Here is a 22,513-nt window from a genome sequence, read left to right as displayed (position 1 = left end):
AACAAAAAGGGTAGCCCTAACAGGCTATCCTTTTTTTTCGCCCTCAAGAAATGCATCCACTTGATTATCGATATCAGATTTAACCTGTTGCCTAAATGGCTTAGATTCTTTTTGATCTCGGAATAATTTCTCCCCATCAAATGTTTGTCCATGAACTACATCAGTGATCGCCGATGAGCTGCGAACCACACGATATATCTCTTCCATTAACTCACGATTTGACGGCCTATCATCGTCACTGTCGTTGAGCTTTATACGCAGTGCCAATATTAAAAGGTCGCGGATTGCATCCGCATCATTCATCTTAAAACGACGCTGATATTCGGAGAAATCTTGCTCTAGTTTCCCTTTGATCGCTGCTTGTAGTACCCGACTTCTCGCCAAAATGCCCCCCTTGCATCAAATGCATTTAAAATAACTATCAACTACAATCACAATACACTTCTTTTATAAATCCGTCCACAGACACTCTTCTTAAAGGGATAAATTGAAATGCAATACAAATACACTACAAACCACATCAAACACCCTTTAACCCCTTACTCATAAAGGGTTAAATTGAAATTAAATACACTTAGATAATATTCAACTACGATTGGAGCGGCTAATTAGTTGAGATTTTGAAATTTTTTGATGTTGTTTTTTACGCCCCCTCAACTCTTTAAGTTGTTGTTTTTACTAGTTTTGCATTTCCTACAGACAACCATTTAAATCGATTTTCGATTTAGCGAGGGGTGTGGGATAATCCAAAAGAGCAACGATAAGCCAATGAAACACTGATCCCATTTCGAGTTTTAAACTTGGCGATGTCGTTTTTAGGCGAGTGGCGTGAGCAAAACTCACGACTGGATCAAGTCACTTAGTGAAATCAGGGAAGGAATGAAAAACGGAAAAGGAAGAACAACAGGAAACCAGTATTGCACCACCTTAGTGCAGCGCTGGTTATTTAAGATTTGAGGAATAATAAACGGTTTGCACTTTTTGGATGTATATTTTTCTGGCGTTCTCTGTGCGATTTGAAAATCCGGCATTATATGCACCGACACTATTCCAGTTGTACCCGTGACTGGCAAAGTTAGAAGCTAATACCCATGCACCCAATGAAACATTAAAGCAAGGTTCATATATATTGTACTCGGTCACGTTAAATTCACTGAGCTTGCCAAACCAAGTCGAATTGATTTGCATTAGACCAAAATCACGGCTTACTGTTTTACCGTGTTGATTTTTGTTTTCATTATAAGCGTCAGGATCAAGGCTACTTTCAACCTGTGCAATCGATCGCAACAATTTAGGATCGACATTATAATGCTCTCCTGCTTCATCAAAGCAAAAGGAATGAGCAACATTTGGAAAAAGAAACAATAACAAAGATAATTTTTTCATAAGCAAAAAAATGGAGTCCTCTTAGAGAACTCCATTATATCGGGTTAGATACGTTTATCAATATTCACTAGGTAGTAGAATAGTGGTGCAACTTCGATCACGTTCAGTAATAATCCAAATGACCTCACCACAAAATTTATAACAGGATAAAACACGCTCCCCCGTTTTTGTAGCTTCATCGTTAGTCATTTTATCTTCAATGCAATTGTTACCCCAATCCCCATTTTTATGACGCATTAAATAAATCTGTAAACTTGCCCCAATATTTTCATCCAGTAATTCAGCAATACCTTGTGTCATTACTATGTCGCCCAAATCAAAAGGTATAGCCGTGCAAACATAACATGGTGCTTTCTTTTCTTCTTGATTTGGAGTAGTATCTAATACGTTCATTTTATGTTACCTCATATTACTTAATTTGAATGCGCCTCAATATTTACTACTAATAAATATTGAGGTTTTTTATTTTGTGGTTAATACACATCTTCGGTGTTACGTATGTGATTAAACACTTGGTAAATATCATCGTAGCTGTAACCGTATTCTTCGAGCTTTTCAACACAATCACAAATGTCATTAGTGTAAAAACATTCATGATTGAATAATTCACGTCGAATAATGGCGGGCTTGCCGTTCTCTTCAATATCTTTTTTGATCCCCTCTTTTTGGATTTGACCTAAACGAACCACTAAACTTTTCGCGTGCTTTTCTGGCACAATCATTCCCATTCCAAGAGAGACGTATTCAATGCCTTTTTTCTTGGCTTCATCGAACTGTTTATTAGAGAAAGCGAAAAATGCGCCTAGCTCGTTAAATAAATCGGTTTGAGCTTGTTGGGTGTAATGAGATAGATATTTCATGGTTTAAGCCTCTACATTAAAATTAATGGTTGTATCAATCAGTGTTGCGGAAAGTGCTTTAGCAATTGCGCCACACTCTTGTTTTATTGCTGAGATAGAAAGTTGTGAAAGTAGAAAATTCTTAACGTGTTTCTCATTACCCTTTGAATCTGCTGCCATGAGTTGAAATCCGGCTTTTCTCTGGTTAAGTGGTGTTTCCCATGTTCCAAAATATTCACCACGCAGCACCACATTCACCACCTTTGACGAGTCAAGATAAGACGGCAATTGTTGAAGCAAACGACAAGAGCTATCATTTTTTGGTGAGCTTTCGTGCCCAGCGGCGAAACGCTGGTCGCTGACATTCGATTTAGAGAGAGTTAGGGTTGGGTTTTGTCGCGTCATAAGATGTTCCTTTCTGTTTGAGTATCACTTTTCGGAGCCGCTTAGCTGTCCGGCCTCTCTCCATCGTTCTGCTTTGCAAGGGCGATAACCCTTAGCAACTTGTTGCTTAGGGATATCGCGTGTACTTCCCTTGCAAATCAGGTTGTGATGAGAGACGGTTAAACAGCTTGCGAGCCAGAAAATTGATGCGAGTCGAAAGGTCATCGACGCAGACAAAATCAGCCCTTACTCGAACTTAATTGAAGGCAGTGAAAGGTTTTTAGAGAGGAGGCACGACGAACGGCAACGAGGAAGAATGACGAGGCGCAGCGCGTCGCTTCAGACGCATAGCGTAGGCGTTGGGTGATTGTTCGCAGGAACTTAATGCCACATCGAGCTGGCTCGATATGGGTGGCATAAGTTATCGCGGGAGGAGTGAAACGACGGAATGAGCCGACCGAAGGGAGAACGCCCAAAGGTTTAAAGGTTTAAAGGTTTAAAGGTTTAACAATAAAAGATCCCCACCTCTTTCGAAGATGGGGATATTGATTTATTTAAGAACTTGGATAGCAAGACTAGCAATAACTCCCACAAGAGTGGTGACAAGCAACCAGTTCATACGGTCGAACTTTTTGTCGAACTTAGCTTCTAGCTTTTCAAAGCGCTCATCGACTTTATCAAAGCGTTGATTAGTACGATTCTCTAACGCCATGAGTTCTTCACGCGTGGCGTTATGCTGAGCTTGGTCAAACAACAGTTTGAGCAAGTCTTTTTGAGTGATGTCGCTGTTGTTATCTTGGTTCATATGATTCTTCATTATCGTTTCCTTATTGAATAATACCTTAAAGCGGTGTTTTTTTCATCATGTTTACACGTAAGCTCAAGGTTGAAAATCAGGGTCCTACCACTTGCCTAGCGAGCTTGCGAGTGGTGAGTTGTAGGATTCTTATTTTTGACCTAGCTTGAAAAGTGTGAACAAGAAGAAAACAGAGCGAGGGCATTGGGCGAAAGGGATTGGTGAAGACGTTGAATTAAGGTGACGAAGCGTTTCACCAAAGCTGAAGATGTCAGACAAGCGTATCACGCCACGCGTTGGGTGATTGTTCGCAGGAACTTAATGCCACATCGAGCTAGCTCGATGTGGCATAAGTTATCGCGGGAGGAGTGAAACGACGGAATGAGCCGACCGAAGGGAGAACGCCCAAAGGTTCCAATTCATAGAGAACCGGTTGAGGCTTCCAAATAATTAACTAACGCACAATGCTCTTTAAGCGTTAATAGTTCAACAGAATCTAATACACTTTTAATGACGACCTGTTTTGTTAGAGGCAAAGGCAAGTTTAGATATTGCTGCGTCACAAATACGATTTCAGTAAAAGTGGGGGCATTCAAAACGAGTGGTTTTTTACCTTTAATCCGAATTTCAAAACGTTCGACAACATAATCTTCCTCGTCGCCTTTTTCACACATCCATTCATTCACATTCAGCACAGACTTTTCCCTTTTCCCAATCCTTTATAATTAAGGGCATTGTAATAAAAGAAAACGTCGATTTATTGAGCTTTGATAAGTTATTGATATATTTCCCAAGAGATACCATTCGCGACACAGGGAAATCATCATGCAGCAACACTGCATGATGACAATGGGCATTAAAACCCAACAGGCATCCACTTAGCAAAATGCGCCCTCTGCGGCTCTGTGAGCGATTTATCAGCTCCATCTAGCCAAACATCCATCTGCTTAACCAAATCGCCTTTCTTAAGCGAGTCTGAGCTTTTAATCCATTCATCTGACATAACAGGACGCGCAATATCAACCAGTGACTCTTTATCAATACGCTTAAGGAAACTGTCAGTGTTTGGTCGCCAGTAGTCAGCGGCTTCAAAATTCAACGCCTGATACAAGAATTCGAAATCAAATCGACCATCCTCTTGCGCCATTGATGGTCTTAACATCAACGCGGTCGCATAAGCGACTTGCTTTTGTTTTTCGTCTGCATCGAGCTTAACGAATGCCTCAAAGCGCTCCTGAATAGCGTTCACTTCTAACCACGATAGATCAAAGGTTTCTTTGTGAGCTTCGATTCGAACTAATGCTTGGTTCTCTGCGAAGTCACCTTGCTTAGGTTCGATATCGGTACGATTGATCGATACATCGAGCGGCGTACTCCCAAACGGATTGAATGCTCTGATACATAACGAGTAATGCAAGGCATCAACGGCTAGGTTGCTGTTAAGCATTAAGGCATGTTTAGCCATGACAAGACGGTGCGCTTTTAAGTCCTCTGACAGTGCATTCGAATATTCAGTAACGGGTACTGACGAAATTGCAGCATTACTCACCGTTTCACTTTTACCGTCTGTGGCTTGTTTAGCTTTCTCAGTTTGCAAGACTTTCAGTGCTTTACGCTCAGATTTCGCCACTAAGCCTTTAAACACATTGATTTCGCCTTTGTAATCTAAGACAAGAACACACCCTGCTAAGGCTTTCTCAGCTTTCTTGAACTTACCTTTGTTACCTTGTAACTCCAAGTAGCCTTTAGTTTCGTCATAGGTGCGCTGCAAGATAATTTCTGTCCACTTCCACCCTTGCTCTATCAACTTATCCGCTTCAAGCTGCATTTTTTGCGTCGCGAGAGATTCAATCAAAGCTTTGTCTTCAATGTAGACCTTTTCAGAAAACAGATCGGAAGTAACCAAGCCTCCTGCCTTTTCATATTCTCCACGGCCGACGAACTTCACCAAATAATGATCTTCTTCGATTGCGCCCTCTTTAAGCATGTTGCGAATTTGATTGTCGTTGTACCACTTATTCTCTTTAATTTGCTCCCAAACATCGGTTTGGCGCTCTGGTGTCGCCGCCGTAAACAGCATGACTCTTTCAAGCGCAATATTGCCCTCTTTGTACGCTTCAAGCACAGCAGGAACGACCGCAGCAAGCTTCATACGCTGATGAATATAAAGCTTGGTTTTACCAAAACGCTGCGCCACCGCTTCAACGGTTGCGCCCTCCCTTACCATCTTAGAAAACGCCTCAAACTCATCGGCAGGATGCATGGCCGCACGAGTGAAGTTTTCTGTCAGAGAGATTTCAGTCGCATAAGTTTTCGCTTCTTGTTCATTAAGAACTTTAACTGGCACAACATCTTCTGGAGTGAGTTTTTTCAACTCAACCAACGCATTTAATTGTTCTAATCTTCGGCCACCACTGACGATAGGATATAAACCGTCTTGATCAATCGGTAACGCCACAAGATTTTGAATTAGGCCATGTTCAAAAATAGACGCTTGTAATGACTGGTCGTCCTCTTTTGACGCTTTGCTTTTACGCACGTTCAGCTCTGACACCACTAGTGATGAAATAGAGAGCATTCGAATAGAGTTATCATTTTGTGCAGTTGCCTGAGAGTCCAACGTCGATACGTTGGTCGTTGATTGCTGCATAGAGTGAGTTTGGTTTTGGGTAAGAGCGTTCATAAGTGTTCTCCTTTCATTGTTTAGTATCACTTCGCTTGTCGCCTGCTTTCTCCAGCTCGACTCAAAACCGCGTTTTGCAAGGGCGCGTAGCGGCTCTGCCCTACCTTGCAAACAAGGGAGTGAGTTGAGATTTTCAGAAAGCAGCGTCGATAAGCCGTAGTGATACAAGAAAGAAGGAAGTCACGAATGGGAACGCTTTAAGCAAGCCAATTACTCACTCTTAGCAGGAAGCAGCGAAACCTCACTGAGCGCGTCGCTTCAGACGCATAGCGAAGGCGTTGGGTGATTGTTCGCAGGAACTTAATGCCACATCGAGCTTGCTCGATATGAGTGGCATAAGTTATCGCAGGAGGAGTGAAACGACGGAATGAGCCGACCGCAGGGAGAACGCCATAGAAAAGAACTCAAACAAAAAGCGTTGTTATCAAATAAAACAGACTTCAAAAATTCAAAAGTTGCAGCGCTGCAACTTTCTAAGAAAAGTAAAACAAATACAAACCACCTAAAGGCAAACGATTGAAAAACAACCAACCACCCCCATATAACGTATAAATACACACACATTAATTGAAGCTCGATGTCAGACATTAAAGACTCCCATTACTACCACACCTTTCACACGTTGGTTTTAAATGCCCTACTCCACCTTCTTCTCACCGTATCGATGAGCAATCGATTTGTCCCCGTACCTAAACGTAACGAAATTCTCACTAAATATTTGAAGCCAAAACTGAAAGAAAAATACTTTTCGGGCCTCAAGAAAGACATTCGTTTAATGCTTGGTATTGCCAAGTCGAAACAAGGTAATTTGGAGAAAAGGCTTTATGAACTCCATTCTCTGGCTGACGAATGCAAACCAACAGATCTAAGCAAACTTTTAGAGTTACTTGTCTACTTGAATGACGAAGCGAACATCGACTCTAAGGTTTACGAAGAAGGCCAAGAAACATTACCTAATGTTCTCTACATGGTGGAATCACACATTGAGCATTGCTTTGATGAAAACGAAATGCAGATAGCGCCCATTTCTATGCTCATTCACACTCCCTTCCCTGATGAGATCATCGAAACTGTTCATAAATTCAATCGATTCTCTTGCGAAATGAAACAATGGGATAAAGAAACCAACCACGTTCACTTACTTCTTCATCCTCTCGGGGTGAAAACAAGTTTAGCCTGAACATCGTGTTCAGGCATTTAAACGGCCGAAGCCGTTTAAATCCAACCGCGTTCTGCAAAAGAAACAACGCCTTCAAGTCCGATAACAAAGTGGTCAAGAACCTTAATATCGACAAGTGCAAGTGCATCGGCCAATCGTCGCGTAATACGACGGTCAGCTTGGCTCGGCTCTGCAACACCCGAAGGATGGTTGTGATAAAGGATGATGGCAGCGGCGTTTTCAGCTAATGCTTTCTTAACCACCTCACGAGGGTAAACCGATGCGGCATCTATCGTGCCAGTAAAAAGTTCTGCGGTAGAGCGTACTCGATGTTGGTTATCCAGAAAGATAACACCGAATACTTCATGCTCCTTAGTCACTAGTGAGTGTTGGCAAAAGGTTTTCACCATGTCTGGTGAAGTCAGTGCCGGTTGCTCACTGATAAAAAGTTTGGATTTTAGGATGTCTGCGGCATATGCCAAGGTTGCTTGTTCCTCGGCAGTAAAAAGAGCGTTGTTGGTGTAGGTAATCGATGCAGTCATTTGGCTTACTCCCTGTTCGTTTCGTTATCGCCTGACTGCCCGACCTCTCTCCATCGCTGCGCTTTGACAAGGGGCGATAGCCCTTAGCAACTTGTTGCTCTAGGGATATCGCGTGTACTTCCCTTGCAAACAAAGTGTGGTTAGAGACGGTTTAAAGGAAGGTGCGATGGACGAAAGAACATGGAAGCCCAAACATGCCTGGTTATCTACGGCGACGATTCGGACCTTGTGTCGTCACCCCCCTACGCATCGATACGTCATAACCAAACTCTTCAGCAATCCTCAATGCCTCCGCAGACTTTCTCCTAAAACTGCGCTCAAAGTAGAGAGTAAAAAGGCGAATGTATTCTTCGTAAGACGTCCCGCTCTCGATGCTGGCCTGCTCCGAGAGGTCTTGGATTTTCAGAAAGAGTGAACGAACATTTATCGGCGGACAATAACTTTGCTCAGTTCCAAAGTTTGATCTGTTTTGAATAATGTCGGGTCTGGAGGAGTGAATTAAGAATAGAGCGTAAACTCTAAGCGGTTTATGCCCGTGCGACCTGAAGTCGTATGAAGCGTTGTTCACCACTAAAAGAGTGAACCGTCTGTATCACCAGATGACCCTAGGATCCTGAATAAAGCAGCGGATCTGACAATGTAACGAAATTTGGCCGTTAGGCTGAGTGGGAGCAGAATCGTAAGAGGATGCTCCTCCTGAAAACCACAATTTGGGTAAGTGCTAGGGAGTCAATATGATGAACGTATGTGAATCCATTAAAGGTGCGTTAATCGTGAGCAGCGGAAGTGGTTAATACGCTGTAGCCAAAAGGCGCGAGAGTCGGAAAGGAGTTGGGCATTGGCCTTTCGTGATCAGAGTACTCTCCGCACCAGAGTGGGCATCTAAGTTGACATTTTACGCAACATACGGAACAGGGTAAGCCTGTATCACTCCCTATGGGAAAGCGTCTGTGGCCTATAGTGATGCAGGTAGAGGAGGTTGGAAAAAGCGAAGGCTGCATTGTAACGATGCAGATACAGACCTGTGTCTGATCACGAAAGTGAGCCCACTTCCGACTGGTCTCCCGTTGCGAGAGAATTTGAAGAACTTTATTAAGGAAGAAAAGCAATTGATGATTTCGAATGAGATTAGTGCATCTTCTGACAGTGCACAGTGGCAATCCATTAACTGGAAGGCCGTAGAGGCGAACGTCTTAAAGCTTCAAATGCGTATCGCAAAGGCAACTAGAGACGGTAAATACGGCAAAGCAAAAGCATTGCAGTGGATACTGACTCACTCTCGCTCAGCAAAACTTCTTGCTGTTAAGCGAGTTTCTCAAAATAAAGGCAGTAAAACGCCTGGAATAGACGGCGTTATCTGGAACACAGACACGCGTCGTATGAAAGCAGTAAATCAACTGAGTCGGAAAGCTTATCAAGCGAAACCACTCAAGCGTATCTATATTCCCAAAAAGAACGGTAAGCTCAGGCCACTGGGTATTCCATGCATGATTGATAGAGCCCAACAAGCTCTCCATCTTCTAGCATTAGAACCTGTGTCCGAAACGCTTGCCGACCCTAATAGTTATGGTTTTAGACCAAATCGCAGCACGGCTGACGCTGTCAGTCAGTGTTTCAAATGTTTGGCTCTAAAGCGATCAGCTAAATGGGTTCTTGAAGGAGATATCAAAGCTTGCTTCGATAAAATCGGGCATCAGTGGCTGATGGATAACATCGTCATCGATAAACGGATGTTGGAGCAATGGCTAAAGTCAGGCTTTGTAGACAAAGGGCTGTTTTACGACACCGACGAAGGTACTCCTCAAGGCGGGATTATATCCCCAACCTTGATGTTGATGACGTTATCGGGTCTCGAACAGCGCATTAAGTCTACCGCGCTTAAGAAAGGAGCAAGAGCTAACTTTATTGGGTATGCCGACGATTTCGTCGTCACCTGCGCTTCAAAGGAAGTGTTGGAGAACGATATCAAACCATTGATTGCCGACTTCTTAGCGGTACGAGGCTTAACGTTATCCAAAGAGAAAACGCACATTACTCACATCAACGACGGTTTTGACTTCCTTGGGTTCAACCATAGGAAGTATAAAGGAAAACTGCTCATCAAACCGAGCAAGGCCAACACGTTGACGTTCCTAAGTAACTTGCGCGGACTCATCAAAAAGCACGCTACCCTACCGGTGAACGACCTTATCAAACTGATTAACCCAAAGCTTAGAGGGTGGTCGAACTATTATCGCCACTGCGTAGCTAAACAGGTATTCAGTTATGTCGGTCACAAACTATTTCAAGCGTTATGGCATTGGGCTAAAAGGCGACATCCAACAAAATCTAGAACTTGGATCGCCTTGAAATACTTCATCAACCGAAAAGGCCAATGGCAGTTTCACGGTTGGCAGAAGATAAAGGATATGGATTGCCAGTTTAATCTTTTCCAAATAGCTAAAGTGCCGATAGAAAGACATGTGAAGATCCGAAGCGGAGCGACACTTTTCGACCCTCAATACCAAGAATACTTGGGAAAGAGGAAACACAAAAGGCTAGCTCGTAATTCTTGGATTGAACCTGCTCTCACTGCTTTATAAGTTGCTGGGTATCTAGCGATGCCTTCGAAGAGGCTTGAGCCGTATGCAGTGAAAGTTGCACGTACGGTTCTTAGGGAGACGGCACTTGGTAACAAGTGTCGTCCACCCGACCAAACCGCGTTAGAGTAGATACTCGTAACATTCCCACAGCTTCCTCTTTGACTTAATTCATCTAATGCATTTAATATGAAACAACGTGGCTATTGGCATAATGGCGATTCGTACCATGACTTGGGATCGCATTGAATGTGACAATCATAGATAAAGGAGATTACCTTGGGAGCAAAATTATTGTAGAAATTGTGGAAAATCCAGAGAAAGAGCATGGTTGCTGGGGAATTCAGATAAGTAACGAAGGTGGAGATTTGTTTTTTGATACTGGTTACATTTATGAAGGGCAAGGTGCAGCGGATAGAGCATTTTGTAAGTTGTTAGATAATTTACCGAAGAAAAAATCTTAATTTGGCTTTAGTTGAATATGTGTGAGTGAACATAGGATGAGGAAAGAAATGCAGCTTCCAAAAGAATTTAGAGATGCTCACGCTGCATGCATGTTCATGCACGATGTAATGGTAGAGTTCCTCCGTTCAGGCGAAAAAAATAGCGCTTTTCGCCATGAATTTTCATTTGGAGAGCATGAGATTAAATCGCTTGAAGGTGAGATAAACATTCTCGACTGGTTAGAAAAAAAACAAAAGCATGATGAACGTAGTTTGGTTATCAGAACCGTCGTATTACCAGCCGTGTTATCTGATATGTTGCACTGTATTTATGAAGCTTTGACTGCTGCCGAAAAAGGGAAAATGTCAGTGGCTTTTATGCTACTAAGAAAACCTATTCAAGAAAGTCTTTATCTCCTCGAAGCTATGGTCATAGATGAAAATGATTTTGTCGAAAAGTTATCCCTAGATCCTATGTTTCTAAGGCCCAAAAATGGCGGAGGGCCTGAAGGGCATGCGAAACGTATCAATACTGTTTTGAATCGGATTGGCTTAGAAGGAGTTATGAGCCCAGAGTATCTCGGTGAGCTGCGTTATAACAAGTCTAGTTTTGACAGTTTTGATCGTGTTTGCAATCAAGCCACTCACTTATTTACTGAGCATAAGGCCATAAAAACAGAGCTACTTAACATAAACTTTATTTTCTCTGGGCCTGAGCAGGTCTATACGCAACAGCGTTATTTGTACACGCGACTCCCTTATGTTCTTTATTATACATACTTCCTTTTTGAGTATATTGCGTCAATTGTAACCCCAACCGAGCCAGAGTATTTGACAAATATTAGTAGGCGTATCGTTGCTCTTTTTCTAATTGCATACATGCAAATAGAAGATGATTTCATGACCGACTACATGGAGCATTTAGCAGTAGTCTTTTGCGGGTATTTAGGTCTTGAAGTTGAAGATTCAGTAGACATCGATAGCTTACTAAATGAACTTGTAAGAATATCAGAAACTGGCGAACTATCATCGTAGACAAATGGTATATAAGCATTTAAGAGTGATTCCTTACGCTTGCTGGTTTCGCTTCGCTCACAGTTTAGCAAGCGTGCGTCGCATCTTAATGCTGCTACATGGCCCTATGCAAGATCTAGAGGTATACAGTGTCCAATAAAGAAAAAGAAGTAGAGTTTTATGCCGCTACGGTTGGAGCTTGGCTAAATACGAAATTTGAGCTGGATAAAAGTTTGCTAACGTTAAGTACTGGAGCAATAGGTTTACTCGTTACGCTATTAACAACCGTCGGTGCTAGTTCAGTTGAAGGGTTGGTACTGTATTTTGTGGCGCTACTATCTTTTCTTGTTTGTGTTGTCTCAATTCTTTTTGTTTTTAAACGCAATGCTAAGCATCTTGAGGGGATCGTTACTGAAACACAAACAAATGATCCTTTATTGAAGTCATTAGACACATCGGCAGCAATTTCATTTGTGTTTGGAGTTATTCTAACTCTGATCATTGGAGGTACTACTGCCATTAATCAATTTATAGAAAAGGAAATGAAAATGACAAAAGAAGTAAATAAAACTATTCATAATGTCGCTGTTGGTGATTCAATCAATGGTCTTGAGGCTCTTCGTCCTGCGAGAAAAGAAGAAGCTAGCGTTGAAGGGATTATAAACATGAAGCCTCAACAGAAACCCGAACCTACTAAAAGTAAGTCTGAAAATTAAGCCATACAAGGCAATTAAGTCGGCTTCATGAACGCGTGCTGAACTCGTTACGCTCAAACATGGCACACGTTCATTTGCCGCTTATTGCTGCGTTAAATTGAAATCTGTGCCCTGCATCCCAAAGAACCATATGAAGTCTAAATAATATACAGGTCGTCTTCATTGAAATCTGCATTTAAAGATCTAGCTTCACTTGGGTGCTTCATTTTAGTGAGAAGTGCATCCCATAATCTTTCATCGAAGCGTCCGTCTAAATATGCGTAACGACAAATATTCAAAAGTTCGCATCGATTACTTTTTCCACCGAATCTATCTTCTAACTCGTAGAAAGTAGGGCTATTGTCTTCTAGCCAAAGATCATCTAAATACTTTATTACTTCCATCGTAAATTCTGCGGAAACCACAAAGTGCTCTGAGAAACTTTCGTGTGGTCTGTCTGGTACGCTGTTATCTCCGTCTTGAAATACGGGGTATACACCATGCATCCAAGCGTAAACATATGCGTTAGACATAAGGTCTGCATTCATAGACTTCATAAAAATAATTTGGGCTCTTTGCTGAGCAAAGAGTGCTTTCATAAGAATTTCGTTAGACATACAATAACTCCATGTAACTACTTGTTGTTAAATAGCTTTACATGCCCAATCTACAACTTTTTGGCTGTATGTCTATGCGCAATATCACGAATATAAAGCAATTTAGTAACGCGTTAAATTTCAGGAGGGTATGAATGCAACACGATACAGAGAAGTACAGAGAAATATTTGAAAAAATGTCCTCTGAAGAAATCGAAGAAATGAACCGACTGAATGACGATGAGCATCAACGACAAGCCGAAGGGTTTAAAGCTGGCTATGAACGAGGCGTTTGTTATTTATGTAACAAACCTTTCAAGACAATCAGTAAAGACGTACCTTGCCTTCATTGGCTCTTACGCCAGTGCAAATTCAAAAAGAAAGATTTTCCTAAAATTTACGCGAAATATGGATATGGAAATATCGCAGCATTCATTCGATGGTGCGCGAATCAGGAGCGTATGCTTTCCAACATCAATGACTTAGAAGAAGAGAAAGCAGATAGGAAAATATTGTCATATACCATTAAGTGGAAAAATATCGAATGGACATTTGACTGCTCCAAGAACGATTTTGAGGGGCATTATGGTACATCTATTGATTATCCTCATTTTCATTTTCAAATGAGAATTGATGGGCGGCAGTTCATCAATTTTAATGATTTTCATGTTCCGTTTAACGACCATGACTTGTTCGTGCTAAAAAATAGTGTGGAGCAAGGTGATTGGTTCAAACAAAATTTCGGCTCTATAGGTTCAGGTATGCAGGAAGCAGTAAGTGTTGAGCCAAAAGACATTATCGAGCATGCAACTCGTTCGGAAAATGAGGATGAAGCTACGTATCATTTTTCGACAATGATCGATGCGAGAGATAACCCTATTTCTGGAGAGGAAATTTATGAAATACAAAAAGAGGCAGAGCGAACTGGGAAATCTTTTGCTTATGTTGCTCAGAAGAGGTTAAAAGATCGAGCTAAAGTTCAAACTTCAGTTAGCCCTGCTGACTCTATACCTGACATAGCCTCAAGAACTGAGCACAAGCGGCGATAAGAGATTTAACAATAAATTTAATCAGATTCGCAACGCTTGATATTCTGAGTTCAAGGTTGGTTTTGTGTGGGCTGACCCATCAATACTGGACACTAAGCTAAGTGACTATCCATACTTATTGTTATTCATGAATTACTAATTTAGTAAAGACGCTAGCAAGCTTTTGTCCATAAACGTTTTAGATATTAAACAATCTTTCTTGTCACTCTTACTGTCTGGTTGGTAGTAATGCGCCTCAAAAACGATCAAAATTTATTGGACTCCGACAACATTCATGATGTGAACTCCCTAATCACCTGGCTTAGCCGGTGCAAACTGACTTGGCAGCCAATCCGCACAACGCCTTTACTCTGCAATGACTTTTTTGTAATTGGCTCGGATAGTACCTAACACTGTGGAAGATTTGCGCATCTTATTGATCATGCATTGCACGCTCCCTTTTGCACTTTCTAACGTCTCACCATAACCAGTGACTACGGTTTCGTATTGGTCACACAAATTGTCAATTTGTGCTTCGGTCAAATCTGACCACTTCGTTCGAACCATATCAGCATAGAGATGTACGCTCCGATTATCGGCTTCATCAAACACTTCATTCAATGGTGCATCTTCACTTGATGTTTCACATTCAGATACCGAAGGGAACTCAGTATCAGGGAAGTATTGGCGCTCTAGTGATTGCAACTCTGGATCAACAGGGCAACCCACATGACAAAGCATCTTAATAGCCGTCAGTTTAATGGCCGTCGCATCGGTCAGCATGTTTCCGGTGACGGCATCGATACAACGCCCCACAAACACATCACTGTCACGGCGAATATTCAATGTTGATAAATCGGCCAGCTTGTCCGTGTTGCCATACTGCGCTAACAAACATTTACCTACCACGCCAAGCGCATTGAGGAACACACCATGAGAAGAGATATAACCGGCACGAAAATCCTCGGCAGACTCTTCCCAACAACGGAAGGCTTGCCACAATAGCGGTTTAGCACATGCATTCCAAAAGTCTCGCGCAACGTCTCGTTGCTCTTCGGTTAACGTAGCTTTAGCTTTGACACCAAGCAATCGAGCCGTTGCGTCTTTGAGGATTTTGACAGGGAACAGGTAGTCACTGTTCTTGCCAATCACGTTACGCTCAAAGTCCACTAAGTTCGCGAACGCGGCCAAGTCCTTGGACATTTCAACTACGAACTTCGGCAAGTCGTCACGTTGGTTGTAGGTGTCGCTAATACTGGTACTTGGTTTCACAGTATGACCGTTAATGTCTGAAAACGCTTGCTGGCGCTCTTCTAGAGTCATTTCTAAAAACAACATCAGCGGCACATTGTGAGCACGTAAATCAACATTACTTTTGATGGCATCAATGATACCTGTGGAGCGATGCTGCCCATCAAACAGTAAGATTTCGCTGTCCATGCTGACTTTTAAGATCCCAACGTTCGCATGTTCAGATTCGACAAACTCAGGGCGCTCATTGATCACACCAGTGAGCGACGTTAAAACAAACGACTCTGGATTATCTTGAATGTACTGTGAGATTTTCTTCGCTCGATTCGGATTCACCTCACGTTGGGAGCGAGACAACACATTACCCGTATCAAACGCCACTAGGCGTTGCAGCACACCAAACGGCGCATTAATGGTAAAGAACTCGCGGCCTGCTTGGATGCCACGTACAGCAGGGATTTCAAAACAAAATTCAGACATAGTAATTTCCTTTTAGAGCGTAAAATGATGGAGTTAGTTAAAGTTGGCCATGCCAAGCTTGTTTCACTTTTTTGATGGTTCGGTACGACTCGTTGCACAACCACTTCCCCCACATGGAATAGGTTTCCACGAAGTACAACGGCTTGCCGTCTACATTGGAATAGTTCAGGCAGTGGTAGACATGCTCTTGATGCTCGCTTGACCAATTGATCACGTTGCACTTCTCGCCATCGTCATAAAAATCAAACCGACGCTTAGGGGTGATCACGGCTTGCTTCTTAAAGTCACGACCCGTTAGCTCCGACAGCGCTGCAAAATAAGTAGGTGCTTTCATGCTTATTCTCCTTATGACGCTAAACGAATATCGAAGTTGAAACCTGCGCAGTACAAAGCCTCACCACTCTTTTGAAAGCGCAAGCCAGGAAACACTGAGCCGTAAGAGGCATACACAATCATCTCTTTTGCACTCTCGTGTAAGCGCCACTTACCAAGCGCAACGGCGCTACCTAGCTCTAACAGCACTTCATAGATGTCATGACGCTGAAATACTCGCTGACCGATATCAGGGAACTGAGCCTTAATAGCCTCACGTAGACCTTGCTCCTTCAGCTCTGCCACATCACTCAACTGCTCAGGGCTCTTGCCACGACTGAACATCTTCAAGTGCTCCAAACGCTTCGTCATTTCTAGACGCTGTAGCGATACGGTTGGCACACTCTGCGCCCCTTCAGACTGGCGCATCACGTTGAGTTGCTTACGAAGCTTCACGAAGCCTGCTGTATGGTTTAACTGTGTCATGTGAAATCCCTTGCTTAACATTCCGATGTACCAATCCAGTCACCTTGAGAATCAAAGGCATCCCACTGATCACAATCGATAAGTGCATGACTGTCTTCGATTTGCGCAGCAAGTCCTTCCCAACACGGCTTCACGTTTGTTGGTTCACTGCTTGTTAATTGGTTGTGGTAAACCTTCACCTTCATGGTTTTAGGCAGGGCGTGGAAAAACTTCATTGGATGAACATGATGGGTTTGCGCCACAAACTGCATGACTAAATTCTCACTGACGCACCATACGTTCGCTTTTAAATACTCAAACGTCGCTTCGTTATTTGAACCCTGACGCTGTGCAAGGATCTGCTTAGTATCAGAATCAATAAGTTGAATGAAGCCAATATGAACTTCGGACAAAGAGACATCATTTTTTGGTGAGCTTTCGCCCCCCAACGGCGAGACGTTGGTCGCTGACTGAAATTTAGAGAGAGTTGGGGTTGAGTGTCGTTGTGCCATAAGGAGTTTCCTTCTGTTTGAGTATCATTTTTATGGAGCCGCTTGGCTGTCCATATCTCAAACATGGTTCTTCTATGCAAGGGCGCGAAGCGTTCATTTACCCTTGCAGATAAGGTTCTGATTGAGGAGGGTTAACAGCCTGCGAGCGCCATCAAATGATGCGAATTGAAAGGAAAATCGGCACATAAGACATCAAGTCCTTACTCGAACTTAATTGAAGGCAGTGAAATTCTTTTTAGAGAGGAGGTACGACGAACGGCAACGAGGAAGAGTGACGAGGCGCAGCACGTCGCTTCAGACGCATAGCGGAGGCGTTTAGGATTGTAGCGATATCCTTTTAGATAGGGACTGTAGAAAGGCACAGTCTGGGGCGGCACGGAGTGACTCATCAGAGTGATGCCACTCTTAGGCCATAGATGAAAGATATAAGCGGAAAGCCTTGCCCGAAGGGTAACGCCCAAACGGCCTTTACCTAATAGAAAAATGATACTAGTTCAGGCCATCAGAAAGATGTTAACGTTACTTTTCTAGTAAATGTATATCATTAAATATATACCAGATAAATACTTATGATTTATTGCCACTTCCAATCATGTTTAATTGGGTTTGTTTTATGTATTCAATCAAGGTGTTATCATCCATATCGACCAACGCCAGAACCGCAGCTCGAATAAGACTTGTATCGTTAACCGCTTTTAAGCTCCCTAAACGCTCTACCACCGCATGTGGATTTTGGGTATTTAATGAATTAGTTCGTTCGGTTAAGAGATCTCGTTCTTTTTGTAAAAATCTAACCGCTTTAGGATTAACAGCAGAAGTCGAAACCTTACCAAATAAGTTTGTTTTAACTTCACTTTTATCCGGCATCGATGTGCTAGGTTGAAGCTCTTTTTCTAAACGGCTCTTCAAAGCTCTTTGTTTAGGTTTTAATCTATCCCCTTTTTCTTCAAGATTAATTAAATATTTCAATTGTTCTTGTGAAGATAGTGATTCAAATTCAGCACTCATTATCGATAACCTCTTTAGCAAAATTTTTGTAATACATAGCAGTAGCACTACTCGACTTGTAGACCGAGACAGGAACGTGGTCCAGTTCTGCATTCTCAAAATCAGATTGACGATGCCAAACAGTTGTTTGAGCTATATTATGTGGAAAACGTTCAGCCAAATATTCACGCCCATATGCATATGTGGACTTAACTCGTTTATCGATACCAACCGGTAAAATTAGATAATCGATCTCATCTTCATCGATAAATTTAGCATCTTGTATATGTTCAATTAGAACATCGATCCCTTCAAAGCTGCGATCTGTAAACGTTGTTGGAAAAATAAACTCATCAGCAGCTATAACCGCATTCATAGATAAAATACTAGTTTCTGGACTCGTATCAATTAACACAAAATCAAATTTGTCTTTCACTAAATCTAAATGCCTTAGCAAACGCTCTTCACGTTTAGGTAAACTAACCATATCCATGTTCAACTTAGACATAACATCCCCCCCACGAGCGGGAATAATGAACAATTTATCTTGTTCTACTCCTTTAATGAGTGCGGGATAAATAGCTTTATTTATATCAAACTTACGATCTAACAAAACATCAGCTATGTAGAACTCCGTTTTATCTCTACGATAAAAACTCGTCGCGTCCCCTTGACCATCAAAATCAATAACCAGAACTCGCTTTCCTTTTTGCGATAGCTCATAAGCAGTATTGACTGTAGTAGTGGTTTTTTTTATACCACCTTTACGACCTGCGATTGTAATCACTCTCATAGAAACCTCGTATACTTAATCAATATCTCAATTGTTATACATTTAAAATGTATAACAATTGAGATATCTTGCAAAAATACAAACTGTATAGATGCATGATATACAACCACCTCAAACCAAGCAAGAAGTATCATTAAAACATACACCTAATGATATACATTTAAAATGTATATCATTAGGTGTATACAAAAAGAATACTATTTATAATGCTCGCTCAGTACTTCTGGCTTTCATCAATCCACTCCAAGGCTTTTTCAAAGCCATCGGGAGCGATGTTAATAAACCAATCAAATTCCTCTTTACGCCTTTGTATCAACTCTCGTTCCTCCAGAGTTTTGCAGGATGTACGGAAGTTATTTGGATGAATGTCTTTTTTGAGGTTCATATTTACCAGAGCATTTACATCTGTAGATTTTGCTTCTTTAACTCCACCAATAAAGGCTTTGGTCAAAATAGTTAAAATCTCTTTTTGAACAGCACTAAATCTAGTCATAATCTTATCCATTGTTGGAATGATTAAGATTACATTACCACTATCCATTGCAACAATGAATAAGACATAGTTATATGATCCGTTTTATCGGAGAACAACAGAGAAAACCGATCATATTGAGGAGTAGGAAATGATTACTAAGCTTAACCAATCTTGATCAATGTAGTATTGTTTATTTGAAAGCGTGAAACAGCTTGGTCTCTCTACTATTAAGCTGCGTAAGAACCCCATAGTTAAGAGAGTGATTATGTAGGGTGAGACCTTTCTCCAAGCCTCGGGTTACAGGGCTAGTATTATGAGAAAGCAGCTATAAAGGCTGCTTTTTTTGTATCTATGATTTAGTCATAAAAAACCCACTGTAAACATTACGGTAGATCTAATTTGTCCTGCAATAGCCATTGAAAGCGCACCAGTTCCCGTTCCAATCTGACCGACAATTACTAGCGGCCTTTCCGCGATGTGTCGTAATCCTGCTTTGAAAAGGTATGTTTTCTCTACGACTGAAAACATAGACTTACCTTTACCTGTAGCCATGGTTTTTCCCTCTAAAATTCGTCCAATCTATCTTCTGGAAGTTGAATCCTAAAATTCAGAGTCTGCCCGTTAAAGTTAAACTCCCAAACTTCTTGTGCTTCATCGTGTAAGTCCAAATCATCACAACCATAGTATGCCGTCCATTCAAAACTAGCTTGAAGGGAACCAGTTCCAACAGGGCGACCTTCTTCTAGATGAAATGGTTCATCAAAATCAACCTGATTAACAACAAAGCTATCAGTGGCATAATTAGCCCGATCATTTAGCTGTGAACAGATAGCACCAATGATAGGAAAAAAGTCAGACTCGTTATCAACAACTGTATCTGCTACGGCATTTTTCAAACCGTCTAAATCACTTTCAGGTTCAAGTTGTAATTCCAACTCAACCTCTAACCATTCCATTGAATTCTGGATATTCATTAGTATTACCTCTAGTCAATACAGTAGCGTCGTGCCACCTTCACAGATAGGCTACCACCTCACAAAATGATTGCAAGTGATTGTTTTTACTACAATATTACACGGAGTTATTACCCCTAACATTACACAAATACATTACTTAAAATAACATTCCCCCTAGTTAGCTTGTTTGAATTGAACGGCCAGTAAGCCCTTTATACACAACAGCAATAACTTGATAGCCCATTGATTCAAAACGCTTCTTAACGGTCGTGTTGTTAGCGCCAGTTGCTACGGTCTTTTTAGTTGTCATATCTCCAGAACGATTTCTGTACGATACTTCAAATTTTTTTTCTGGTGTCATTGTTGGCATGAATTTCCCCTTACTTTTAACAAAATTAGTAATATGTGTTAAAACAAAATCGAGGTTGGCGGTTTCTAGGTAGCCCATTTGCGCCAGCGGTTAGCAAGGCTTATCTTTGGTAAGTAATCTACCCACCAATAGACTGGTCTATTAACCCCATCCTCATGCACTGTTTTTCCATTCCTAGCCGAAAATTGCTGTAACTAGCCACGCAATGAACGCGCTAAAAACAACATTCGCAGTCAAAAAATATAGCTTTTTCGCACCTTCCGTTTTTTGAAAGGCTTCTGTTGATGCCTGTCTTGCTCCACCAAGGACAAAACAGATAGCAAATGTAATCCAAAACATCCATTTCCCCCTTACTTTCGATTATTAAGAAAAGATACAAGATTAGATAATCTTTCCTCCCAATGAATAAGCCTATCTTGAGCATCTTTGGCTCTACTTGGAGAGCTTGATTTAAGTTCTATTGAGAGTTGAGCAATCGTTCGATTTACTAAATTTTGATAGTCATTGAGCTCTTGACTCGATAGTTCATCGAGATTTTTTTCTTTATAAACTGACATGTATTTCCCCCCATGAAGTAGTTTAAATGGCGATGCTATTAACATCTTTCACACCAAATATAATGTTGGACAGATAAAAATCTCGATTCACATCGCCTTTAATGGCAAAGCATTTTGTTAGGTGTCCGTTCTTCTTAACAATGTCTCGAACTTGGATGCGACATACCTCTAGTGTTGTCATTCCACTACCCAAGAAAAATCCCATTAGACACGCATTAAGCTCTGGCTCTGGTGTCTGTGTAATGACTTTAAAGATCCAAGTTTTGTCTTTGTCCTCGATGAGCGTTGGTAGTGCCATGTGTGCATTTTCCTGTTTTACATGAATAAACACACACGCTAACAGTGACAAGTTTAGAAATCAGTGATCTAAGGATTGGAATTACTGGCTTTGGGGGAAAACGAGGCGCACCAAGGCGGTGCGCTAGAGAGGAAGGTCGTTAGAGTTCAAAGGTCACTTGTGATAACCCCTATTTAACGCAAATTCACTAAGTGCAGCAAAAAAGTCGCCATTAAGCTATTTTATTGCTAACATGAAATGATGTAGCACAAGTGAGTCACACTATGAAAACTGAAATGGTTAGAGCTAGAATATCTAGTGAATTAAAACATGAGTCTGAGGTAATTCTGTCTGAACTAGGAATGAGCATGTCTGATGCTATTCGCATCTTTCTTAGTCAGGTGAAACTTCGTCATGAGTTCCCTGTTGAGCTAAAAGTACCAAACCAAGATACTTTTAAAGCGATGCAAGAACCCGTTATTGATGATACTTATGACTCTGCTGATGATTTGTTTAATGATATTTTAGGTAGCAGAAGTGCTAAAAATTAGAATAAAGAGTTCTTTTAAAAAAGACCTGAAACGAGCATCTAAAAATACGCGCTACAACACCTCAATGTTGAAAGATCTTATCGATAACCACCTGGTGAAAACTGGCACTGTCCCAAATGAATATAAACCACACTTATTGCAAGGTAATTGGAAGCCGCACATGGAGTGTCATATTCAGCCAGATTTTTTACTTATCTGGGATGTGGATTGGGATAAACAAGAGTTGATATTAGTTCGTTGTGGTTCTCACTCAGAACTCTTTGGATAAAATTAATCAACTCCACGCAGATAAATTTTATACGAACTAATATTTACTCAGCTCTTCCAGTTGGTGCTAGCTCTTCAACCTAATACTTTATACACAGTTGTCCGACTACACCCTA

The 22,513-nt window shown here is 41.5% G+C and carries 31 protein-coding genes; 8 read left to right on the top strand and 23 right to left on the bottom strand.

Annotation, left to right across the window (positions count from 1 at the left end):
- Window positions 1–24: 24 nt before the first annotated feature.
- The 8 genes from SJY39_RS08470 to SJY39_RS08435 all read right to left on the bottom strand — a co-directional run bounded on the left by SJY39_RS08470 (window position 25) and on the right by SJY39_RS08435 (window position 6,088).
- Window positions 25–384 (bottom strand): hypothetical protein, encoded by a 360-nt coding sequence (locus SJY39_RS08470; RefSeq protein WP_372263880.1) that lies wholly within the window; start codon window positions 382–384, stop codon window positions 25–27.
- A 558-nt stretch (window positions 385–942) separates the two neighbouring features.
- Complete coding sequence (locus SJY39_RS08465) at window positions 943–1,386, bottom strand: lytic transglycosylase domain-containing protein (RefSeq protein ID WP_390241732.1); 444 nt, start codon at window positions 1,384–1,386, stop codon at window positions 943–945.
- Window positions 1,387–1,443: 57 nt separating this feature from the next.
- Entirely contained in the window at window positions 1,444–1,779 is a 336-nt protein-coding gene (locus SJY39_RS08460; protein WP_372263879.1) for a type I restriction endonuclease subunit M, read from the bottom strand.
- A gap of 80 nt (window positions 1,780–1,859) precedes the next feature.
- A complete protein-coding gene (locus tag SJY39_RS08455) occupies window positions 1,860–2,246 on the bottom strand; it encodes a hypothetical protein (RefSeq protein WP_372263878.1) in 387 nt (128 codons plus the stop codon).
- Window positions 2,247–2,249: 3 nt separating this feature from the next.
- On the bottom strand, window positions 2,250–2,630 hold the full coding sequence (locus tag SJY39_RS08450) for a hypothetical protein (protein WP_390241729.1): 381 nt from the start codon (window positions 2,628–2,630) through the stop codon (window positions 2,250–2,252).
- Window positions 2,631–3,159: 529 nt separating this feature from the next.
- Complete coding sequence (locus SJY39_RS08445) at window positions 3,160–3,426, bottom strand: hypothetical protein (RefSeq protein ID WP_372263875.1); 267 nt, start codon at window positions 3,424–3,426, stop codon at window positions 3,160–3,162.
- 398 nt (window positions 3,427–3,824) lie between these two features.
- Entirely contained in the window at window positions 3,825–4,100 is a 276-nt protein-coding gene (locus tag SJY39_RS08440; RefSeq protein WP_372263874.1) for a hypothetical protein, read from the bottom strand.
- A 161-nt stretch (window positions 4,101–4,261) separates the two neighbouring features.
- Window positions 4,262–6,088, bottom strand: coding sequence for a ParB/RepB/Spo0J family partition protein (locus tag SJY39_RS08435; protein WP_390241727.1), 1,827 nt, complete (start codon window positions 6,086–6,088; stop codon window positions 4,262–4,264).
- A gap of 577 nt (window positions 6,089–6,665) precedes the next feature.
- On the opposite strand from SJY39_RS08435, the gene SJY39_RS08430 reads away from it, so the two are divergent.
- Entirely contained in the window at window positions 6,666–7,268 is a 603-nt protein-coding gene (locus tag SJY39_RS08430) for a DUF2913 family protein (protein ID WP_372263872.1), read from the top strand.
- A gap of 35 nt (window positions 7,269–7,303) precedes the next feature.
- On the opposite strand, the gene radC is transcribed toward SJY39_RS08430, so the two are convergent.
- The gene (gene radC / locus SJY39_RS08425; RefSeq protein ID WP_372263871.1) at window positions 7,304–7,789 is read right to left on the bottom strand and encodes a DNA repair protein RadC; all 486 of its coding nucleotides are present in this window, start codon (window positions 7,787–7,789) and stop codon (window positions 7,304–7,306) included.
- A 1,109-nt stretch (window positions 7,790–8,898) separates the two neighbouring features.
- On the opposite strand from radC, the gene ltrA reads away from it, so the two are divergent.
- The 4 genes from ltrA (at window position 8,899) to SJY39_RS08405 (ending at window position 12,541) form a co-directional block, all read left to right on the top strand.
- On the top strand, window positions 8,899–10,371 hold the full coding sequence (gene ltrA / locus SJY39_RS08420) for a group II intron reverse transcriptase/maturase (protein ID WP_108168127.1): 1,473 nt from the start codon (window positions 8,899–8,901) through the stop codon (window positions 10,369–10,371).
- Window positions 10,372–10,619: 248 nt separating this feature from the next.
- Window positions 10,620–10,832 carry a hypothetical protein gene (locus tag SJY39_RS08415; RefSeq protein WP_390241724.1) on the top strand — a complete coding sequence of 71 codons (213 nt, stop codon included), beginning with the start codon at window positions 10,620–10,622 and terminating at the stop codon, window positions 10,830–10,832.
- 48 nt (window positions 10,833–10,880) lie between these two features.
- On the top strand, window positions 10,881–11,846 hold the full coding sequence (locus tag SJY39_RS08410) for a hypothetical protein (protein ID WP_390241722.1): 966 nt from the start codon (window positions 10,881–10,883) through the stop codon (window positions 11,844–11,846).
- A 128-nt stretch (window positions 11,847–11,974) separates the two neighbouring features.
- Window positions 11,975–12,541, top strand: a complete 567-nt coding sequence (locus SJY39_RS08405; protein WP_372155772.1) for a hypothetical protein — start codon at window positions 11,975–11,977, stop codon at window positions 12,539–12,541.
- Window positions 12,542–12,678: 137 nt separating this feature from the next.
- Here the strand turns inward: SJY39_RS08405 and SJY39_RS08400 are convergent, their stop codons facing one another.
- Window positions 12,679–13,077 (bottom strand): hypothetical protein, encoded by a 399-nt coding sequence (locus tag SJY39_RS08400; RefSeq protein WP_390241720.1) that lies wholly within the window; start codon window positions 13,075–13,077, stop codon window positions 12,679–12,681.
- Between the two features lie 194 nt (window positions 13,078–13,271).
- On the opposite strand from SJY39_RS08400, the gene SJY39_RS08395 reads away from it, so the two are divergent.
- Window positions 13,272–14,165, top strand: a complete 894-nt coding sequence (locus SJY39_RS08395; protein ID WP_390241718.1) for a hypothetical protein — start codon at window positions 13,272–13,274, stop codon at window positions 14,163–14,165.
- Window positions 14,166–14,510: 345 nt separating this feature from the next.
- Here SJY39_RS08395 and SJY39_RS08390 read toward each other — a convergent pair whose 3' ends face one another.
- The 13 genes from SJY39_RS08390 to SJY39_RS08330 form a co-directional block, all read right to left on the bottom strand.
- Entirely contained in the window at window positions 14,511–15,875 is a 1,365-nt protein-coding gene (locus SJY39_RS08390) for a DNA sulfur modification protein DndB (protein ID WP_372263865.1), read from the bottom strand.
- Between the two features lie 37 nt (window positions 15,876–15,912).
- Window positions 15,913–16,209 carry a hypothetical protein gene (locus SJY39_RS08385; protein ID WP_372263864.1) on the bottom strand — a complete coding sequence of 99 codons (297 nt, stop codon included), beginning with the start codon at window positions 16,207–16,209 and terminating at the stop codon, window positions 15,913–15,915.
- Between the two features lie 11 nt (window positions 16,210–16,220).
- Entirely contained in the window at window positions 16,221–16,673 is a 453-nt protein-coding gene (locus tag SJY39_RS08380; protein ID WP_372263863.1) for a hypothetical protein, read from the bottom strand.
- Window positions 16,674–16,687: 14 nt separating this feature from the next.
- Window positions 16,688–17,164 (bottom strand): hypothetical protein, encoded by a 477-nt coding sequence (locus SJY39_RS08375; RefSeq protein WP_372263862.1) that lies wholly within the window; start codon window positions 17,162–17,164, stop codon window positions 16,688–16,690.
- A gap of 567 nt (window positions 17,165–17,731) precedes the next feature.
- A complete protein-coding gene (locus tag SJY39_RS08370) occupies window positions 17,732–18,172 on the bottom strand; it encodes a hypothetical protein (RefSeq protein WP_132715137.1) in 441 nt (146 codons plus the stop codon).
- Window positions 18,162–18,944 (bottom strand): ParA family protein, encoded by a 783-nt coding sequence (locus tag SJY39_RS08365; protein ID WP_017108533.1) that lies wholly within the window; start codon window positions 18,942–18,944, stop codon window positions 18,162–18,164. The genes SJY39_RS08370 and SJY39_RS08365 overlap by 11 nt, the downstream gene beginning before the upstream one ends.
- A gap of 214 nt (window positions 18,945–19,158) precedes the next feature.
- Window positions 19,159–19,437 carry a hypothetical protein gene (locus SJY39_RS08360; protein WP_372263923.1) on the bottom strand — a complete coding sequence of 93 codons (279 nt, stop codon included), beginning with the start codon at window positions 19,435–19,437 and terminating at the stop codon, window positions 19,159–19,161.
- A 342-nt stretch (window positions 19,438–19,779) separates the two neighbouring features.
- Complete coding sequence (locus tag SJY39_RS08355) at window positions 19,780–19,971, bottom strand: hypothetical protein (RefSeq protein ID WP_372263922.1); 192 nt, start codon at window positions 19,969–19,971, stop codon at window positions 19,780–19,782.
- Window positions 19,972–19,982: 11 nt separating this feature from the next.
- Window positions 19,983–20,393, bottom strand: coding sequence for a hypothetical protein (locus tag SJY39_RS08350; protein WP_372263921.1), 411 nt, complete (start codon window positions 20,391–20,393; stop codon window positions 19,983–19,985).
- Between the two features lie 160 nt (window positions 20,394–20,553).
- Window positions 20,554–20,745 (bottom strand): hypothetical protein, encoded by a 192-nt coding sequence (locus tag SJY39_RS08345; RefSeq protein WP_371997793.1) that lies wholly within the window; start codon window positions 20,743–20,745, stop codon window positions 20,554–20,556.
- A gap of 174 nt (window positions 20,746–20,919) precedes the next feature.
- Window positions 20,920–21,084, bottom strand: coding sequence for a hypothetical protein (locus SJY39_RS08340; protein WP_165974232.1), 165 nt, complete (start codon window positions 21,082–21,084; stop codon window positions 20,920–20,922).
- A gap of 11 nt (window positions 21,085–21,095) precedes the next feature.
- Complete coding sequence (locus tag SJY39_RS08335) at window positions 21,096–21,302, bottom strand: hypothetical protein (protein ID WP_132980971.1); 207 nt, start codon at window positions 21,300–21,302, stop codon at window positions 21,096–21,098.
- A 22-nt stretch (window positions 21,303–21,324) separates the two neighbouring features.
- Entirely contained in the window at window positions 21,325–21,600 is a 276-nt protein-coding gene (locus SJY39_RS08330) for a hypothetical protein (RefSeq protein WP_372263920.1), read from the bottom strand.
- A 263-nt stretch (window positions 21,601–21,863) separates the two neighbouring features.
- Here SJY39_RS08330 and SJY39_RS08325 point away from each other — a divergent pair, with 263 nt between their 5' ends.
- Both SJY39_RS08325 and SJY39_RS08320 read left to right on the top strand, forming a co-directional pair.
- Window positions 21,864–22,130: a type II toxin-antitoxin system RelB/DinJ family antitoxin gene (locus SJY39_RS08325; RefSeq protein WP_102530561.1), complete on the top strand. Its 267-nt coding sequence runs from the start codon at window positions 21,864–21,866 to the stop codon at window positions 22,128–22,130.
- Window positions 22,117–22,398: a type II toxin-antitoxin system YafQ family toxin gene (locus SJY39_RS08320; RefSeq protein WP_102558891.1), complete on the top strand. Its 282-nt coding sequence runs from the start codon at window positions 22,117–22,119 to the stop codon at window positions 22,396–22,398. Before SJY39_RS08325 ends, SJY39_RS08320 begins: the two co-directional genes overlap by 14 nt.
- Window positions 22,399–22,513 lie beyond the last annotated feature (115 nt).

Source organism: Vibrio sp. R78045 (genome assembly GCF_042466085.1).
Lineage (GTDB): Bacteria > Pseudomonadota > Gammaproteobacteria > Enterobacterales > Vibrionaceae > Vibrio > Vibrio cyclitrophicus.
The sequence above is the reverse complement of the archived record's forward strand: the minus strand, read 5'-3'. Positions and strand labels throughout refer to the sequence as shown.